Annotated in this window: 1 protein-coding gene; it reads right to left on the reverse strand. The window is 46.2% G+C overall.

Features of this window, described 5'->3' with window-relative positions; genetic code table 11:
- Position 1: 1 nt before the first annotated feature.
- Positions 2-1,393: an IS4 family transposase gene (locus tag IRJ16_RS22775; RefSeq protein WP_194114228.1), complete on the reverse strand. Its 1,392-nt coding sequence runs from the start codon at positions 1,391-1,393 to the stop codon at positions 2-4.
- Positions 1,394-1,434 lie beyond the last annotated feature (41 nt).

Genomic DNA, 1,434 nt, shown 5'->3' on the forward strand with positions numbered 1-1,434 from the left:
GCTATCGTGTGGACACATCTTTATGGAGACAATAGGCCTCCATTGCATCATTAAAACGACCAAGACCTATCCATAGCGTGGTAATTCCGGGATTTTTATAGCTTTCGTATCCTTTCCATCCGCCTAATCGGGCCAGTACCCATACATATCGCTTCAGATCAGGAGCATTGTATGGGTTCTTTTGCTTTTGGGTCTTTCCTTCGAGTTTCTCGCTATAAGCTTCCAATACTTCTTGTTGCTGGGTATCGAAACAGCTATCCGCACTTATCTCCAACTCCGGTTCTGCATAAGCTAACCGCATCAAAAATAGCTTGATACAGACCTCCATGATCATCAGGCTTTGCTTCCGTATCGATGAAGCATATTCCAACTCTGAGGCTTCGATATGATAGCCTTCTTTTTTGAGGATCTTGAAGACCTCCTCGATCGTCCAGCGCCAGCTATACCATTCGATACAAAGCATAGCGTGTTGAACATCTTTTATCTCAATTGTCGTCAATAAACGCCAACAGATCGCGTCCTCGCCATCATACCCTGTTTCTTTAGCTTCAATGACCGATAGCTTTAGGCTGGGTGCTGCGGTCGTATCATTCCGTTTCGGGTTGTTTATTTCGACCTCGGTATAACGGATCTCGATCTGCGCGACCCGCTTTTTTCTGCCGTTCCGGGCTTCTACTGTGACCTGATATGTCCCCCGGACCTCTTGTTCAGCTACCGCTGCAAATAATTTAGCCTCATCCTTTAGCGTACGGTCTGCTTTGGCCCGCACCAGTAGATCTGTCTTTGGACCAGGTATCCGAGCGAACTGTTCATAGATATCGCCTTCGCGGTCCTGGATGATAACCATACCGGGAACGACCTCCGACAAAGCCGATATCGTTCGCTCGGATACCTCAAGCCATTTATAAGACTCCTTTTCTTCTATCGGTAAGCTTTGATAATTGCGCGCCTTTTTGTCCTTGAACTCTCCGTTACGGCTCCACAGTTTTACATGGGCAAAGCCATAAGGTGTGCCGTTCTCCGCGTCCAATACCAAAGATGGATGCAAATAGAACCCAAGTCCACGCTCCCGTAAACCGTTCGTCGTTCCGATATATTCATCCTTTTTGATCCGCCCACGATGAGCATATAAGTTTATCTCCGTGGTATCCTGGATACAAACAACATATCTGTCCCGGCAAGCCCCGATGCAATTGTGCATCATGTTCCGTACGATATCTTCTTCACTTACACGCTCATTCTGCAAAAAACGATAATGCCCCTTGGCTGATGCTTCATCGTCGCTTAACTGACGTACCGAACTTACACTCTTGCTAAACAGATCGCTTAATATCTTATTCCCACGGCTAACAAGTCTTTTATCCGCAAGGTCCCTAAAATTACGTAATGACATCGGACACGAAACTAATCATAAAAGATGTGTCCACACGATAG

Source organism: Mucilaginibacter myungsuensis, from assembly GCF_015222005.1.
GTDB classification, from domain to species: Bacteria; Bacteroidota; Bacteroidia; order Sphingobacteriales; family Sphingobacteriaceae; genus Mucilaginibacter; species Mucilaginibacter myungsuensis.

Excerpts from the sequence above, each read along its gene's own strand:
- IRJ16_RS22775 (WP_194114228.1), bottom strand. The coding sequence starts at position 1,393 with ATGTCATTACGTAATTTTAGGGACCTTGCGGATAAAAGACTTGTTAGC.